Source organism: Streptomyces albidus (ex Kaewkla and Franco 2022) (assembly GCF_013870515.1).
Taxonomy (GTDB): domain Bacteria; phylum Actinomycetota; class Actinomycetes; order Streptomycetales; family Streptomycetaceae; genus Streptomyces; species Streptomyces albidus.
The window spans coordinates 1-15540 of sequence record NZ_JACBXA010000051.1 but is presented as its reverse complement, the minus strand read 5'-3'; the positions used below and the strand labels follow the sequence as shown (position 1 = coordinate 15540).

The following is a 15540-nucleotide window of genomic DNA, read 5'->3' as shown; positions in this document are numbered from 1 at the left end:
CGGCACCGATGTGAACTCCCGTAGCCCCACACGGTACTTTCCATCCACCTCGTTCGTTCCGCGCGTCGCGAGCAGTTCAACTGCCCCTGGCTGCACGGGACTTGGCCCGGAGCCGGGGGCCGGGGCGTTCATGGCGGGCCGATTTGCAGGCAGGCGCTGAGGTGAATCAAGCGTCGCGCTCGTGTTACTGCCGAGTTTCAGCGCACCGATGTCCGTGTCCACCGCCGGAATGTGAATACGAGGTTTCGGAATTGATCGAACTCAGCGAAATCCAAGGCCGTATCGGCATGGAGAGATCGGCGGCCCGTCTGCAGGCTTTCCGCACACGGAATCCGCGGCCGCCCGAAGCCGGGGCAGCCCCCTGGCGGGCGACGTGAGCGCCCGTCCTGACGCCGTCGTCATCGGTGGCGGTGTCATCGGTCTCACGACGGCGATCATCCTGCAGGAATCGGGTCTGACGGTTCAGATCTGGACCGGTGCCCCGCCGGAGTCGACGACGTCCGCGGTCGCCGGAGCGACCTGGTTCCCCTACCGTGCCCACCCGGTCGACCGCGTCCTCGCGTGGAGCGTGCGGAGCAAGGCGTACTTCGACTCCATGACGGACGATCCGCAGACCGGCGTACGCATACGGGAGTCCCTTCAGCTGTGGCGCGAGGAACTCGGAACCGACCCCTGGTGGGCGAGCGCGGTGCCGGACCTCGACCGTTGCGCCGAGGAGGACCTGCCTGACGGATATCTCGGCGCCTACCGCTTCACGCAGCCGGTGGTGACGATGCCCGTCCATCTCCCGTACCTCACGCGCCGGTTCCGCGACGGCGGCGGCACTCTCGTCCCGAGAAGCGTCGAGTCACTCGGCGAAGCCGCCAAGGCAGCGGACGTGTCGGTCAACTGCACCGGCATGGCCGCCCGGGACCTCAGCAGGGACACCGGCCTCATACCGGTGCGCGGCCAGTGGGTCCGCGTCACGAACCCGGGAATCACCAAGGTCGTCGCCGACTTCGGGCACCCGGACGGCGAGGCCTACATCATCCCGCACGAGGACAGCTGCATCCTGGGGGGCACCGCTGATGAGGGAGCGTGGGAGACCACGCCCAGCATGGACACCGCGGCGGCGATCATCGCGCGCTGCGCCGAGTTGGACCCACGCCTGGCGGACGCGCGGGTGCTGGAACACCGCGCCGCGCTCCGCCCCGTACGACCCTCCGGCGTTCGGCTCGAACTCGACGACAAGCACGACTCCGGCGGCGTCCTCGTCCACAACTACGGCCACGGGGGCTCGGGCGTCACCCTGTCCTGGGGATGCGCCGAGGAAGTGAAGAACCTTGTGCTGTCCCGGATTTGACGTCGCCCGGACGTGAGACGGCCGGCGCCCGCACCGAACCGGACGACGGCCGGTCCCGACGCAGGCGCCGCCCTTGCGGCTGCCGCGCGAGGGAGGCTGTCAGACCGCTCAGAGCCGTACGGGGCCCTTGCCAGGCGTCAGTTGGGCACCTCGCCGGGCACCGGTTCGCTGCGAGCGGTGCCGCTCGCAGCGGATCCCCGGTTCCTGACCCGCACCAGCGCCAGGAGGAGCAGCAGACCGAACACCCCCGCGATCAGGGGGAGTCCGAGCTGCTCCAGGCCTCCCGCCATCCACCTCTGCACGGTGCCGGCGGTTTCGATCACGGGGTCGGCGGTCCCGCCGCCTCGCAGCACGCGGATCTCGTACCAGCCGTAGTACGCGGTGTACCCGCCCACCAGCACCAGGAGCCCGCCGCCCACGCGGGAGGCGACAGCCCCGAACCGCCGCAGCCGGCCCACCTTCGTGCTGCGCGTCAGCGCCACCGCCAGAGCGGCGGCACCGACGACCGCTCCCATCCCGGCCGCGTACGCCGCGAACAGGAGCAGGCCCTCGCCGGTCGAGCCGCTGCGGAAGGAGGAGATCACGATCGCGAGGAACGGGGCGATAGTGCAGCCGAGCGAGGCGACGGCGTACGCGCCGCCGAACAGCGCCATGGACGGCATCGAGCGGGTGACGCCGGGTGCGCGGCGGACCTTGGGCAGCAGCGTGGGCAGGTCGCGCCCTGCCAGCAGCCAGCCGCCCGCCCCAATGAGGAGCAGGCCGAACGCCACGGTGAACCAGGGCAGATGCTGCTGCACCTGGCTCGCCACGGGTGCGACGGCCAGCCCGAAGAGCCCGAAGACCGCCGCGAATCCCAGCGTCATGGCGGCAGTTGCGGCCAGGGCGCGGCCCACGGCGGCCGTACGGGTGGGGGAGTCGTCCCCGAGCACCAGCAGGGACAGATAGGCGGGCAGGAGCGCGAACCCGCACGGGTTCACCGCCGCGAGCATGCCCGCGGTCAGCGCGAGTGCGAGGGGCAGGTCGGCCATGGGCGATTCGTCGGCTCCCGTTGAGACCTGTGAAGGCCGTTCGTCAGCCCGCGAGTCCGGAGACGAGCTTGTTCAACTCGTCGGGGCTGGAGGGCGTTCCGGTGTGGACCGTCTTCCCGTCCTTGTCCAGCATCACGTAGGAGCTCTGCTGGGTGATCCCGAACTTCTCCCAGACGCTGCCCTTCTGGTCGTTCAGGTGCGGGAAGTTGCCGACCTTCTGCGTCTTGACGAAGCCGTGCATCGGCTGGGTCTTGTCCAGACCGGCGACGCCGACGAAGTTCACCTTGCCCTTGTACTTGTCGGCGAGTTGAGCCGTCTGAGCCGCCTGGCCCCTGCACGTGCCGCACCAGGGCGCCCAGAACCACAGCACGGCGGGCTTGTCGGCGAGCTTCCTGCCCTGGAACGCCTTGCCGTCGAGCGTCGTGCTGCTGAACTTCAGCGACGCGGGGGCGGCCTTGCTGCCGGCGTCCGCGTCCTTGCCGGCTTCCTTCCCGGCGTCCTTCTGCGCGTCCTTTCCGGAGCCGTCCGGCTTCGCCTCCGCCGCCTTCTCGGGCTTCTCGGCCGCGGCAGAGCCGCTGCCTTCCGCGCCGCACCCGGTCACGGCGAGCGCGCTCGCTGCGAGAAGGGCGGTGAGGGCTGCACGAGTTCGACCGGCACGCATCATCTGGTCCTTCGGGGTGAGTCGGGGCCCCTCACGCTAGGGTCTCGCCGCCGGAGGCAGTCGGTCTTTGTCCGCGGTTGACTAACCTCGAAGGCCGTGCGGCGGTTGCACGGTGGCTGACCTGGCAGGATGCCGGTCCGCTCCGTGCGGGCCCCGTCCGCCCGCAGTTCAGGAGCGCGGCGGTTCGGAGACCGGCCGCAGCCTCTCGTAGTACGACGTCTCGAGGTGGGTCCGCATCGCCGCCTCGGCGGTCCGGGGATCGCCGTCGAGGATCGCGTCCGTGATCGCGCGGTGCTCCTCCAGCGTCTGCCGGCCGATTCCGCGGTCGTAGTAGAGCCGGAAGATGTGCAGATGGCAGTGCGTGCGCTCGAACGCGAGCCGCACCTGATCGCTGCCTGCCAGCTGCGCGATCAGCACGTGGAAGCGTGTGTCGTGTGCCGTGAGTGCCTTGTAGGCGTCATAGGACTCGTCGCTCGGGGTGGCGCACGACTCGATCTCGGTGCGCAGACGCGTATGCCCTTCGGTGTCCGCGAGTTCGGCCGCGCGGGCGGCCGCCCAGGGCTCGATGAGCAGCCTGAACTGGTAGAGGTCTTCGAGCTGTTCGCTGTCGAGCAGTGCGGTGGCCCGGTAGCCGCGGTGGGGTTCCTTCACCACCAGTTCCGCCGTCTCGAGCCTGGCCAGCGCCTCCCGTACAGGCGTGGGGGAGACGCCCAGTTGACGGGCTAGACCGTCGATGGAGACGCGCGCCCCGGGCTCGATGACGCGGTCCATGATGAGCGCCTTGATCGCTTCATGGACGTCGTCGGCGAGCATCTGCCGCCGGGGCAGCGGCCTCACTGGCCTGATCGCGTCACCCGTGCCTGCCGACAGCCGGTTCATGGAGCCCCCTGTCTCACCTCGTGGCCGAAACGAGAGGTGTCCGTCCCCTTGACGACGAGCTGACCCGCTCGAATACTCGTACGACCTACCGGAAGTATCCTATAGGATATACACGTCTGGATTCCCATGAGTACAGAAGGAACCGGTCGTATCGCGGACTCCGCGTTGCGGCTCCCAGATCCCCCGACGGAACTGCGGCGGCGGCGAGTCAGCATCGTCACCGTCCTCAAGTTCTTCGGTCCCGGCGCGATCATCGCCTCGCTCACCATCGGCAGCGGCGAATCGATCCTCGCCTCACGTGAGGGAGCCGTCTTCGGCTACACCGTCCTGTGGGCGGTGATCGTGGGGTCGATCGCCAAGGGTGCGCTCGTCTACGCCTCCAACCGGCACATCACACTCACCGGCGAGCACCCCATGATGCGCTTCGCCAGGGTGCTGCCCGGTCCGCGCGGCTGGTTCCCCGTGCTGCTGGCGCTGATCTGCCTCGCGTCCTTCCCGGGCTGGGCCAGCGGGGTCGCGGTCGCGCTCGGTGACTTCCTCGAGTCCCTCGGAGCGGGCAGCGCCACCGCCTACGCGGTCGGATTCCTCCTCTTCGCGGCGCTGCTGTCCTGGGTGGGCGGCTACACCATGCTGGAGAAGGTGCAGGTGTCGATCGCCGGTCTGATGGTGGTCCTCGTCCTGGTCGCCGTGTTCGTCGCGCAGCCCGACTGGCTGGGCGTGCTGAAGGGCCTGGTCCCCAGCAGCTTCGAGTACGCGCCCTTCGTGGCGGAGGAGTACCCGGACATCGTGACCACGTCGGTCTGGGTGGAACTCGCGGTCTTCATGGGCGGCCTCGGCGGCGGCATGTACGACTACATCGGCTACACGGGCATGCTCCGCGAGAAGAAGTGGGGGATGCTCGGGCACAGCGAGGTCGACGCGATCGGCAGGCAACTCTCCTCCATGGAGGCCCGTTCCCGCATCCCGCTGTCCACGGAGCCCGAGGACGTGGCGAACGCGCACGCGTGGAGCCGCGCACCGCTCTTCGACATGATGTCGGCCTTCCTCGCGCTCGGCGTCATCGCTGCGGCATTCATGATCAACGGTGCGGCGATCCTCGGTGAGAAGCAGCAGGTGCCCGAGGGCAACGACGTGCTGACGCACCAGTCGGCGTTCCTCGCGTCGGTGGCGCCGGTGTTCGAGTACTTCTACATCGTCGCCATCGTCATGGTGCTGTTCGGAACCATCTACGCGGTGTGGGAGGCCTACTCCTGGACGACGTACGAGAGCCTCTCCGCCGTCTCCGAGAAGATCCGCGCCCGCGGGCAGCGCGGCATCAGGCCCTTCGTCTACGCGTGGACGGGCATCGGTGCGCTGCTGATGGTCGCCTCCGGGGCGAGCTTCGTGGAGCTGATCACGCCGGCGTCCATCGTCGGCGGCGTCTTCGCGTGCGGCATCTACGGTGCAGGACTCCTGTACGTCGACAAGGTCAACATGCCGCAGGAATACCGGATGAGCGCGCTGCTGCGCACGCTGGTCGCGATCGGCTCGGTGTTCCTGACCGTCTGCGGAGTCATCGCGATGCTCTCGTACGCGGAGGTCATCTCGTGAGCCGGCGAGTGCAGTGGCGCTACATGGTGGTCGGCCTCGGGTTCGTGGGACTCGCAGGTGTCAGGGGGGCGCAGGGTGCGCCGGTATGGGCAGCCGTCTTCCTGCTCGCGTCCGCGGTGAACGTCTGGCTGGCCTTCCACGAGGGTCCGTCGGCCACCGCGGCGGAGGCCTCGTCCGAGGCCGCGCGTGTGGACAGGTCCGAGGTCGACCTCTCGCTGGAGGGCTACCGCACCTCGGTACGGCAGTGGCAGGTACTGGGAGTCGTGTGCCTGCTCGTCGGCGGCGGACTGCTCCTGCTCCAGCCACTCGTCGCCGTCTTCGCGGGCGCCGCCGCGCTCTTCGCACTGCACCGCGCTCGGCGCGCGGGCCGGGCCGTCGCGACGCTCCAGCGGGCGCAACTGGTCTGCGACTGAAGGCTGTTGGCAGGAGTTCCGGGCGGCGGCCTCAGGCAGGGTCATCGACGCGAGAGCGCGGGGCCGGCTCGTCCGCGTGACTCGGGACGACGAGCCGGGTAGGGCCGTGACGTCTGCGTCGCGGCCCTACTGCCGTGGTACGGCTCGGAGTCGGGCTGCGCATGTCCGCGCGTAGCGCGTTCGGGCAGTCGCGCGCAGGCGTCCACTCCATCGCGTGACACCCCGTGGCCGAGGGCGGGTCCCCGCCCCGGCGACGGCTCCGGCGGAGCACGATGCGCACACCGCGTCCGGTCGGTCACCGCGAGGGCGCGGGAGCTCCGTCCGGTAGGCCATGCCCTGCAGTCCGGTGCCGGGAGCCGGGCGCAGCGGAAGGGCGACGGGGATGGAAGCCCACTGGCACGCCTTCGGCTACACCGGTCATGCGAGACCCAGGGACAGCGAGGCCCGCGATCCCCAGGCCGCCGCTCCGCCCAACGTGGTCGACATGTGGTTCCGCAAACCGAGGTCGATGATGGAGGGCACGTTCACTCAGCCGGACGTCGCGGCGGACTGGCTCGAGCGGCAGCTGGCGGAGTCGCCGCCACCGGCGAACGCCGTCTCCGTCGAGCGGCACATGAAGTCGGCGCGGGACGCGTTGGCCCGCGGGGCCGACGCCTACGTGGGCTACTACACGGAGCGTGGGCGCTTCCTCGTACGCGCCGTCCTCATCTGTCCTCGTCGCGGGGAGCGTTGCCCGTCACCTCCGGCGTAGGACGCGACCGCCGTGGAGGTGGCCGGCGACGGAGCGGCGCCTCCGGCCTCGCCCCCCCCGTGTGAGTGACCGCCCGCATCCGCATTCGGAGCCGTGCACTCGTCATCCGGCCAACTCCCTGAGAAACGCAGGGGATTCCCGCACTCCGGCGCGGGCGGGAGACCGTGCAGGCGAAGTGGAAGCACCGCACCGGCGCGGTCGGCGATGCGACAGCGGGATGGTCGGGGACTGTTCGGAATGCCAGGAGCGGGCCGGGATTCCGTCCGGCACCGGTCCGGCTGCCGTATCGGCTCTCAAGGGGGCGTACGGCAGGCGGAACCGTCGCACGGAGCGGCCGGCGCGCGGTCACGTTGAGGGGACCTCGGGGTTCGCTTCGACGGAATGCGCAACTCCGGTGGAAGAGGTAATTCCATACAGTCTCGTTGCAAAACGCGAAAAGGTGACGAGAAACGGACTTTCATGCACGGGTCTCCGTGATCGAGGATTCTGGCGAATCACCGGACCGCAAGGATCAACCGGGGGAACCATGAAGATCGCAAAACCCGCCGCGACGCTGTTCGCGGTGACCGCCCTGCTCGCCGGGTCGACGGCTGTGGCGTCCGCCGCGACGCCGGCGTCCGACTTCCGTGCCGAGGCACTGTCGGACGGGCTCACCAGCGCTCAGGCGGACAGCCTGCAGAAGCGCGTCGACGCCGTGCTCGACGGGCAGCCGGGCGGACGCCAGGTCTCCGCCACGAAGGTCGAGTACGACGGGCTCACCGTCACCGTCGACCCGCGCTCCAAGTCGAGCACCGGCAAGACCACCAAGGCCAACCTGGCCTGCGGCTACGGGCATCTGTGCATCACCGTCCGGGGCGCCAACTTCGACTTCTACAAGTGCCAGAAGTGGAACGTGAGCAACTGGTACGGCGACGGCACGTTCGAGAACAACCAGACGCCGGGCACCGTCGCCAGGTTCTACAACCAGGACGGCAGCGAACGGTGGCACTCCGTCGCCTACCAGAAGGGCACGGCGACGTGGGACCCGATCTACTCCCTGCGTCCCTGCTGAGCTGACGCCCTGAGTGCGAGCCGCCCCCGTCCGGCGGGGGCGGCTCGTGCCGCGGCACATCCCGCGGCACACACGGCTCTACCACTCGGCGAAGGAGCCGTCCCCGTGCCGCCATACCGGGTTGTGCCAGGCCTCCGCCGAGCCGTCCGCAGCCCTGACGGCCTTCTCGTCGATCTCGACACCGAGCCCCGGGCCGCTCGGCCGCAGCAGGTGTCCCTCCTCGAAGCGGAAGACGGACCGGTCGGCGACGTAGTCGAGCAGTTCCGCACCCTTGTTGTAGTGGATGCCTATGGACTGCTCCTGGATGAGGAAGTTCGGCGTGCAGACCGCCAGTTGGAGAGACGCCGCGAGAGCGAGCGGCCCCAGCGGGCAGTGCGGTGCGATCGCCACGTCGAAGGTCTCGGCCAGCGTCGCGATGCGACGGCTCTCCGAGATGCCTCCCGCATGCGACAGGTCCGGTTGCAGCACCGCGATCCCCGCCTGGAGCGCGGGCAGCACGTCGGTGCGGGAGAAGAGCCGCTCACCCGTCGCGACGGGCAGCGCCGTGGACTCGGTGACGCGCCGCAGCAGATGCGTGTACTCGGGCAGTACGGGCTCCTCGACGAACATCGGAGCGTACGGCTCCAGCACCCCGACCGCCCGCACGGCCCCCGCAGTCGAGAAGCGTCCGTGGAAGTCGACGGCGAAGTCCCGCCCGGGCCCCAGGACTTCACGCGCGGCCTCCGCCCTCGTCGCGACCTCCTTCAGCTCCGTGAGGTCCGGCAGCCGGCCCATGCGCCCGGACGCGTTCATCTTGACCGCGGTGAATCCCGCCTCGACCTGGGCGGCGACCTGGTCCCTGACTTCGGCCGGCTCGTCCCCGCCGACCCAGCTGTATGCGCGTACCCGCTCGCGTACGGGCCCGCCGAGCAGCTGATGGACGGGCACGCCGAGCGCCTTGCCCGCGATGTCCCACAGGGCCTGGTCGACGCCCGCGACGGCGCTGGAGAGCACGGGCCCGCCGCGGTAGAAGGAGCCCTTCGTCATCAGCTGCCAGAGGTCTTCGATGCGCGTGGGGTCCGCGCCGACGAGGAACTGCCCGGCGAGCTCCTGGACGGCGGTGCGCACGGTGTCCGCCCGGCCCTCCACCACGGGCTCGCCCCATCCGACGAGCCCGTCGTCGGTCTCGATCCGGCAGAAGAGCCAGCGCGGCGGTACGGCGAAGGTCTCGACCCGGGTGATCTTCAAGTGGTGCTCCAGACGTTCAGGTTGGGCTCGAGCGGCCGCTGAGGGCCTGGACGACCGGGTGGCCGCCAGGCCCTCAGCGGTCACCCCTTGACGCTGCCCTCGGTCAGACCGGTCCTCCAGTAGCGCTGGAGGACGAGCATCGCGACGGCGAGTGGGATGACGGAGAGGAAGGCGCCTCCGATGGTGTACTGCACGAGTTCGGGCAGCCGGTCCTGGGCGGCCTGCCAGGTGGTCAGACCCAGGGTGATCGGGTACTTGCGGTCGTCGGAGAGCATGACCAGCGGCAGGAAGTAGTTGTTCCAGATGCCCACGAACTGGAAGAGGAAGACCGTCACCAGCGCGGGCGACATGATGCGCAGCACCAGCCCGAAGAAGATGCGGCCCTCGTGCGCCCCGTCCACCCGGGCGGCCTCCAACAGCGTGTCGTCGACGGCCGATTCGGCGAAAATGCGGCACAGGTAGACGCCGAACGGGCTGACCAGGCTGGGGATGAGGATCGCCCAGTAGGTGTTGGTCAGGCCCATCTTGTTGAACAGCAGGTAGAGCGGCAGAGCCAGCGCGGTGTGCGGGAGCAGCACGCCGGCGAGTACGGCCTTGAAAGCGGCTTCCCGGCCGCGGAAGCGGTACTTGGCGAGGGCGAAGCCGGCAGCCGCCGCCAGCAGGGTGGCCAGCAGCCCGCCGACTCCCGCGTAGAGCAGTGAGTTGAGCACCCAGTGCAGGTAGATGCCGTCGTCGTAGGTGAGGACCTGGCCGAGGTTGTGCAGCAACTGCGGGCTGTCGAACCAGAGTCCGCTGCTGCCGTAGACCTTGGCCGTGGTCTTGGTGGCCGCGATGATCAGCCAGTAGACCGGCAGGAGGAAGTAGCAAGCGGCGATCGCCAGTGAGGCGATGAGCAGGATGCGGCCCGGACGGGGTCCGCGCTGCGGCGTGGGGGCGGCGGCCCGCACGGGTGCCGGCGCCCGGGGTGTGAGGGACTCGCTCGTGGTCGTGGCGCTCACCGCCGGCTCCTTTCCTTGCGGGTGACGAGGCTGAGGAAGCCGAACGACAAGGCGCAGGCGACGACGGCGAGGATGACGGCCTTCGCGGCGGCCAGATAGACGTTGGCGTTGGCGAAGGCGTCGTTGTACGCGCTGAGGTTGGGCGTGAAGTTGCTGGTGATCGCGGGGGAGAGCACCCTGAGGACGAGCGGTTCCGCGAACAGCTGCATGGTGCCGATGATGGAGAAGACGCAGGTGAGCACCAGCGCCGGACGCACCAGCGGGATCTTGATCCGCAGCGCCGTCTGCCAGGGCCCGGCGCCGTCGATCCTCGCCGCCTCGTACAGCTCCTGCGGGATCGACTTCAGCTGGGCCACGATGATCAGCATGTTGTAGCCGGCGAACTCCCAGACGACGATGTTCGCGATGGACCACAACACGTTGTCGTAGCCGAGGAATTCGGGTGCGGCGCCGCCGAGCGCCCCGGTGATGGGGCTGATCCCCGGCACGTACAGGAAGCCCCAGAGGATCGTGGCGATGACGCCGGGGATGCCGTACGGCAGGAAGTAGGAGGCGCGCAGCAGCCCCGCCCAACGGTCGGAGACCTGATCCAGCAGCAGCGCGAGCGTGAGCGCCAGGACCAGCATCACCGGTACCTGGACGATGCCGAAGAGGAGCACGCGTCCGAAGCTGTCGACGAAGTCGGTCTGCTGGAGGGCGAGGGAGTAGTTCTCCAGGCCCGCGAAGCCGACGGTGGGCTCACCGAGGCCGAGCGGCCCGTGCCGTTCGACCTTCAGCATGCTCTGGTAGACGGCGTAGCCGATCGGCAGGACGAAGGCGAAGCCGAACAGTGCCAGGAACGGGCCGAGGAAGAACCAGGCGGCCTTGTCCGGGCGGGAGGAGCGGCGGCGCGGAGCCGGGGCACCGTCGGCAGCGGCCGGGGTGGCCCTGCCGGTCGAGGTGGTCGCTGTCGCCATCATGCGCTCCTCGCCTTGAGGCCCTTGGCAGCCAGATCGTCGAGGACCCGGCCCTGTACGTCGTTGAGCGCGTCCACGAGCGTCCCTCGGCCGGCGGCAGCGCGGCCGAAGGCGTCCTTGATGTGGTCGAAGGACTGCGTGTTGGTCGGCGCCCACTTCCAGGAGGTGTCGATCTGGCCGTCTGACTCCTCGAAGACCTCGTTGTAGCGCTGGTTCCCGAAGAAGGGGTCGCGCTTGCCGAGCGCGGACTTCTCCAGGTCGATGCGTGCGCCGGGCCAGCCGTAACCCGCGGCGACGAGCAGGTCGATGCTCTTCGAGTCGGTGTTGAGCCAGTGCGCGAACTCGAGTGCCTCCTCGGGGTGGCGGCTGCCCTGGAGGATCGCGGTGCACGAACCGCCCCAGTTGGCCGACGCGTTCTGCCCCTCCTCCCACTGGGGAAGCGGAGCCACCCGCCAATCGCCCTTGGTGTCAGGGGCGTTGCCTCGAAGCAGCGCGTCGCCCCACTGCGCCCCGAGCCAGCTCGCGAAGTGCCCGGTCTGCGCCGAGCGGTACCAGCCGCTCTGCAAGTCGGGCTGCACGGTGATCAGTTCGTCCTGCAGCAGCCCGTCCCAGAAGTCGGCGACCTCCAGGGACAGCTTGCTGTTGAAGTCGACGATCCAGGTGTCGCCCTCGGTCCGTATCCACCGCGCCCCGCGCTGCCAGGGGAAGGAGGCGTACCACATGGCGTTCGTGGGCGGGAACGCTGTGATGCGTGAACCGCCGCCGCGCTTCTTGATCTTGATGGCCGCCTTGCGGAACTCGTCCCAGGTGCGCGGGACTTCGACGTCCCAGCGCTCGAAGAGGTCCTTGCGGTAGAAGTTGGCCATGGGGCCCGACGCCTGCGGGATCGCGTGGAGGCGTCCGCCGAAGACGCACTGTTTCCACTGCCAGTCGACGTACTCGTCCTTGAGCTTGTCGGCCCCGTGCTCGCTCAGGTTCGTCAGGCCGTTGACCAGCATGAACTCGGGAAGCGTGTGGTATTCGATCTGAGCCAGGTCGGGGGGAGAGCCGGCCTTCAACGAAGCGTGCATCTTCTGGTAGCCGCCGTTGGTGGCACCCGGCACGATCTGCAGGTCGACGTGGATGTCGGGGTGGGTCCTGTTCCACAGGGCGACGGTCTTCTGCAGGGGGACCCAGGTCCAGAAGACCAGGTTGACCTTCTGGCCGCGTTTGCGTTTCGTCTGCCTGGTGAGCCGGGCTGCGCCCGCCGACTCACCGCAGGCTGTCAGGGCGGGGGCCGCGGCAGCGGCGGCACCCCACGCGAGGACGCTCCTTCGGTCGGGCATCTGACCTCCTTGTCAGACTTCTTCTCAAGCCGGCGTCACGGCTGAAGCACGGCGACGCCACGAGCCGGCAGGTTCACGGTGGAGACGGCCTCCGAGCCGGGGCGCAGGCGGTCGCGCATCGGCTCGGGAAGTTCGACGACGGCCTCGGCCGCGCCGTGGTTGAGCAGGAAGAGGAAGCGCTGCTCCTCGTCCTCGCGGACGGTGGCCTGCACGTGGTCGGGCAGGCCCGGCAGCACCGGGTGCACACTTGCGGCCTCGCGCACCCGGTCCATGAGGCGGCGCATGAGGGAGGGTTCCAGGCGGGTGGCGACGTACCAGGCGGTGCCGGAACCGTGGACGTGACGTGTGACAGCGGGGCGGCCCGCGAGCTCGCCCTCGGCGAAGGTGGCGACGGCCTCGGCGCCCTCCAGATCCACCGCCTCCGACCACAGGTCGGCTGCGCCGCTCAACTCGCCGTCTTCTCCTGCCACTTCGGCGACAGAGAGGGTCGCGCACTCCTCCAGCGGCCAGAACTCCTCGACGCGCAGCCCCAGCAGCCGCCGCAGACGCGCCGGATACCCGCCGAGCTGCACGCGGTCGCAGTCGTCGACGATGCCCGAGAAGAAGGAGACGAGCAGATGTCCGCCGCCCTCCACGTACGCGGCCAGACGCTCGGCGTTCTCCTCGCTCAGCAGATACAGGTTGGGGACGACGACCAGCTTGTAGCTCTCCAGCGGGCGGTCCGGCGGAAGGATGTCGCACGGCACACCGGCCTGGAGGAGGGCGGCGTGGTGGGCGCGGTTGATCAGCGTCTGGTCCAGTGCGGTGGACGGGTGGGAGTCGAGCTCCAGCGCCCACCAGCTGTTCCAGTCGGTCAGCAGCGCCGCGTCGGCGCGTGAGCGCGTCCCCGCGATGTCGGGTACGGACGCCAACTCCCGCCCCAGCTCGGAGACTTCCCGGAAGATCCGGGTGTCCGTACCGGCGTGCGGGACCATCGCGGAGTGGTACTTCTCGGCGCCTCCTCGCGACTGCCGCCACTGGAAGTACAGCACCGCGTCCGCACCCTGGGCCACCGCCTGCCAGCTCCACAACCGCATCGTGCCCGGCGGCTTGGGGCTGTTGCGCGCACGCCAGTTGACGGCGCTGGGCGCCTGCTCCAGCAGCATCCAGGGCTGCCCGTCGCGTGCCGAGCGCATCAGGTCGAAGTTCACCGCCGCACCCAGGTGGGTCTCGGGGTCGAACGGGTCCTGGTAGAAGTCCAGTGACATCACGTCCTGATGGCGCGCCCACTCGAAGGCGTCCACCGGCTTGTGATGCGGCATGAGGTTCGTCGTGACCGGCACGCCCGGTGTGACCCGGCGCAGCACGTCGAGTTCGGCGAGGTAGCACTGCCGCAGCGCGTCGTCGCTGAAGCGCCAGTAGTCCAGCTGCTGGGCGGGGTTGGCGAACGTCGGGGCCAGACGGGGCGGCAGCACCTCCTCGAAGGTGTCGTAGCGCTGGGACCAGAAGGCCGTGGACCAGGCGTCGTTGAGCGCCTCGACGGTGCCGTAGCGCTCGCGCAGCCAGCGCCGGAAGTCGGCGGCCGAGACGTCGCAGAAGCACTGGCGGGTGTGGCAGCCGAACTCGTTGCCCACATGCCAGAGTTGGAGCGCCGGATGCTCGGCGTAGCGGGCGGCGAGACGTTCGACGAGCCGCGTCGCGTATTCGCGGTAGCGCGGGCTGGAGGGGCAGTAGTGCTGACGCCCGCCGGGCCACTTGCGGCGGCCGTCCTCCGTCTCCGGCAGCACCTCGGGATGGAGCCGGCTGAGCCAGGGCGGCGGCGAGGCGGTCATGGTGGCGAGGCAGACGCGGACGCCCGCCTCACCGAGGTTGTCCATGACGCGGTCGAACCAGCCGAACTCGTAGTCCCCGGGCCTCGGTTCGACCCTGGCCCAGGAGAAGATCCCGGCGGTCACCATGGTGACGCCGGCCTGCTTCATCAACTGGGTGTCCTCGGCCCACACTTCCTCGGGCCATTGCTCGGGGTTGTAGTCGCCGCCGAAGTGGATACGCCTGTCTGCGCTCATGTTGCCGGGCACCTTCGCGTCGTCGGTTGCGTCGCACGCCAAGCCATGTTCAATCCATTAATTATGAATTAACGTAGGAGCAGGTCGAGTGGGGGTCAACCCCTCGGTCAGCGCCCGCACTCATCCGTTTCCCAGCGATCCAGCCGAGGGAGGGAGCACCGCCGATGTCAGCTCCGCCCACCGCCGTCGCCGGCAGGTTCGGCGGACGGACAGCCGTCGTGACCGGTGCCGCCGCGGGTATCGGTGCTGCCACCGCGCACCGTCTCGCCGACGAGGGCGCCGCGGTGGTGGTGGCCGACATCGACGAGCGGCACGGCGCCGCGGTCGCGAACGACATCTGCGCCAAGGGCGGCAGGGCCGCCTTCGTACCGGCCGACGTGGCGCAGGAAGAGGACTGGGGGCGCGTCGTCGCGGCCGCGCACGGCTTCGGGCCCGTCGCCGTCCTTGTCGGCAATGCCGTCAAGGTCGAGGTCGCCCCCGCTCACGAGACGTCCGCCGACTCCTGGAACCGGCAGATCTCCGTCGGCCTCACCGCCGCCTTTCTGGGCGTGCGCGCGTGTCTGGACGACCTGCGCGCGGAGCGGGGAGCGGTGGTGCTCGTCTCCTCGGTGCACGCCAACCGCGGCATTCCCGGTCACCCCGCATATGCTGCGGCCAAGGGGGGACTGCTGTCGCTCAGCGGCCAGTTGACCGTGGAGTACGGGCCTGAGGTGCGGTTCAACACGGTGCTGCCGGGGCCGATCCTGACCGGGCTGTGGGACCGCGTGTCCGAGGACGAGAGGGCCGCCAGTGTCGCGGAGACCGCTGCCCGCCGCTTCGGGACGCCGGAGGAGGTCGCCTCCGCCATCGCGTTCCTCGCCTCTCCGGAGGCGTCCTACGTCACGGGGGCGTCCCTGCTGGTCGACGGCGGGTGGAGCGTAATGAAGTCGTCGGCATGACAAGTCGGTTCGGGGCAGAGACGGCACAACAGAAGGGCAGACGGGGCATGTCCGGTTATGCGCGCCGGGGGGTCCACGGGCAGACCGTGGAGACGATGGCACACCGGGTGCTGAGCGGCCGGATCGCCGAGGGTGACACGCTCGACCTCGGCGCGCTCCAGGCCGAACTCGGCGTGAGCCTCACGGCGTTGCGCGAGTCCTTGAAGGTGCTCGCGGCCAAGGGCATGGTCGACGCCCGGCAGAAGCGCGGCACGTTCGTGCGTCCGCGCGCGGACTGGCATCTGCTCGACGCGGACGTCCTGCGCTGGCAGTTCGAGTCCGCCGAGGGCCCGTCGG

At 69.6% G+C, this 15540-nt stretch carries 15 protein-coding genes; 7 read left to right on the top strand and 8 right to left on the bottom strand.

The features are described 5' to 3' along the window. The first annotated feature begins 373 nt into the window (after positions 1 to 373). Positions 374 to 1342: an FAD-dependent oxidoreductase gene (locus tag H5J26_RS11260; protein ID WP_309237868.1), complete on the top strand. Its 969-nt coding sequence runs from the start codon at positions 374 to 376 to the stop codon at positions 1340 to 1342. A 137-nt stretch (positions 1343 to 1479) separates the two neighbouring features. On the opposite strand, the gene H5J26_RS11255 is transcribed toward H5J26_RS11260, so the two are convergent. From H5J26_RS11255 to H5J26_RS11245, 3 genes are all read right to left on the bottom strand, one after another. Further along, positions 1480 to 2370 carry a cytochrome c biogenesis CcdA family protein gene (locus H5J26_RS11255; RefSeq protein WP_181765650.1) on the bottom strand — a complete coding sequence of 297 codons (891 nt, stop codon included), beginning with the start codon at positions 2368 to 2370 and terminating at the stop codon, positions 1480 to 1482. A gap of 43 nt (positions 2371 to 2413) precedes the next feature. After that, positions 2414 to 3034: a redoxin family protein gene (locus H5J26_RS11250; protein WP_235980620.1), complete on the bottom strand. Its 621-nt coding sequence runs from the start codon at positions 3032 to 3034 to the stop codon at positions 2414 to 2416. Between the two features lie 165 nt (positions 3035 to 3199). Continuing rightward, entirely contained in the window at positions 3200 to 3910 is a 711-nt protein-coding gene (locus H5J26_RS11245) for a GntR family transcriptional regulator (protein ID WP_181765649.1), read from the bottom strand. Between the two features lie 126 nt (positions 3911 to 4036). Here H5J26_RS11245 and H5J26_RS11240 point away from each other — a divergent pair, with 126 nt between their 5' ends. From H5J26_RS11240 to H5J26_RS11225, 4 genes are all read left to right on the top strand, one after another. After that, positions 4037 to 5500 carry an Nramp family divalent metal transporter gene (locus H5J26_RS11240; protein ID WP_181765648.1) on the top strand — a complete coding sequence of 488 codons (1464 nt, stop codon included), beginning with the start codon at positions 4037 to 4039 and terminating at the stop codon, positions 5498 to 5500. Next, positions 5497 to 5913 carry a hypothetical protein gene (locus H5J26_RS11235; protein ID WP_181765647.1) on the top strand — a complete coding sequence of 139 codons (417 nt, stop codon included), beginning with the start codon at positions 5497 to 5499 and terminating at the stop codon, positions 5911 to 5913. Before H5J26_RS11240 ends, H5J26_RS11235 begins: the two co-directional genes overlap by 4 nt. 382 nt (positions 5914 to 6295) lie before the next feature. After that, positions 6296 to 6664 carry a hypothetical protein gene (locus H5J26_RS11230; RefSeq protein WP_181765646.1) on the top strand — a complete coding sequence of 123 codons (369 nt, stop codon included), beginning with the start codon at positions 6296 to 6298 and terminating at the stop codon, positions 6662 to 6664. A gap of 526 nt (positions 6665 to 7190) precedes the next feature. Further along, entirely contained in the window at positions 7191 to 7715 is a 525-nt protein-coding gene (locus H5J26_RS11225; RefSeq protein ID WP_181765645.1) for a hypothetical protein, read from the top strand. A 78-nt stretch (positions 7716 to 7793) separates the two neighbouring features. On the opposite strand, the gene dgoD is transcribed toward H5J26_RS11225, so the two are convergent. The 5 genes from dgoD to H5J26_RS11200 all read right to left on the bottom strand — a co-directional run bounded on the left by dgoD (position 7794) and on the right by H5J26_RS11200 (position 14266). After that, positions 7794 to 8942 (bottom strand): galactonate dehydratase, encoded by a 1149-nt coding sequence (dgoD, locus tag H5J26_RS11220; protein ID WP_181765644.1) that lies wholly within the window; start codon positions 8940 to 8942, stop codon positions 7794 to 7796. A gap of 80 nt (positions 8943 to 9022) precedes the next feature. Beyond that, on the bottom strand, positions 9023 to 9940 hold the full coding sequence (locus tag H5J26_RS11215; RefSeq protein ID WP_181765643.1) for a carbohydrate ABC transporter permease: 918 nt from the start codon (positions 9938 to 9940) through the stop codon (positions 9023 to 9025). Next, a complete protein-coding gene (locus H5J26_RS11210; protein ID WP_181765660.1) occupies positions 9937 to 10896 on the bottom strand; it encodes a carbohydrate ABC transporter permease in 960 nt (319 codons plus the stop codon). Before H5J26_RS11210 ends, H5J26_RS11215 begins: the two co-directional genes overlap by 4 nt. Further along, positions 10896 to 12221, bottom strand: coding sequence for an ABC transporter substrate-binding protein (locus H5J26_RS11205; protein WP_181765642.1), 1326 nt, complete (start codon positions 12219 to 12221; stop codon positions 10896 to 10898). Before H5J26_RS11205 ends, H5J26_RS11210 begins: the two co-directional genes overlap by 1 nt. A 35-nt stretch (positions 12222 to 12256) precedes the next feature. Then, positions 12257 to 14266, bottom strand: a complete 2010-nt coding sequence (locus tag H5J26_RS11200; RefSeq protein WP_181765641.1) for a beta-galactosidase — start codon at positions 14264 to 14266, stop codon at positions 12257 to 12259. Positions 14267 to 14430: 164 nt separating this feature from the next. On the opposite strand from H5J26_RS11200, the gene H5J26_RS11195 reads away from it, so the two are divergent. After that, on the top strand, positions 14431 to 15204 hold the full coding sequence (locus H5J26_RS11195; RefSeq protein WP_181765640.1) for an SDR family NAD(P)-dependent oxidoreductase: 774 nt from the start codon (positions 14431 to 14433) through the stop codon (positions 15202 to 15204). A 47-nt stretch (positions 15205 to 15251) separates the two neighbouring features. Next, positions 15252 to 15540, top strand: a 289-nt coding sequence (locus tag H5J26_RS11190) for a FadR/GntR family transcriptional regulator (protein WP_181765639.1), incomplete at its 3' end; no start/stop codon positions are given.